Here is a 591-nt window from a genome sequence, read left to right on the forward strand (position 1 = left end):
GCTGCCGAGATGTTCTCGCCCGTGATCTGGATGTTGGCCACGGCGTTCTCGAAGCGGCTTTGCAGGGCACCGAGGTCGGCACGCGAGCTGTTGATCGAGTTGATCGCGGAATCGATCACCTTTAGGGCTTTCTGTGCGTCACCGAAGCTGTTGACGTTGATGTCGTCGAGCTGGCTGCTGGCGGCGGCGCCAACGGCGAAGACACCCGTGGTGGCAGCCCCGAAGTTGCCGAAGTCGGCGACGGCGATGGCGCCGTCCGAAAAAGCTTCCCAGCTGGTGACGGCGCCGGCGGCGTCGACCGTGGCACGGGCGAAGATGCCGGTTTCCGATGACTTCGCGTTGATCGCGTCCACCACCTGCAGTGCACGCTCCGAGGCCGACGCAGCGCCGGCAATCGGGCCCAGCAACGTGCCCTTGATGTTGAGGGCGCCAGCGGCGATGGCCGTGTGGGCACCGGTGGTGGTGGACAAGGTGCCGGCCGAGGTGATTTGCGAGGTGTTGCCCAGCGTGGTGGAGTTGGCCGAGACGATGCTGTCGATGGCAATGCCTTCACCGGCGTTGGCACCCACCTGGAAGGTGGCGTTGGCGAAC

Annotated in this window: 1 protein-coding gene; it reads right to left on the reverse strand. The window is 65.5% G+C overall.

Annotation, left to right across the window (positions count from 1 at the left end; translation table 11 throughout):
* Nucleotides 1-591, reverse strand: a 591-nt coding sequence (locus HPA01S_RS22480) for a flagellin (RefSeq protein WP_281193174.1), incomplete at both ends; no start/stop codon positions are given.

The organism is Hydrogenophaga palleronii NBRC 102513 (assembly GCF_001571225.1).
Taxonomy (GTDB): domain Bacteria; phylum Pseudomonadota; class Gammaproteobacteria; order Burkholderiales; family Burkholderiaceae_C; genus Hydrogenophaga; species Hydrogenophaga palleronii.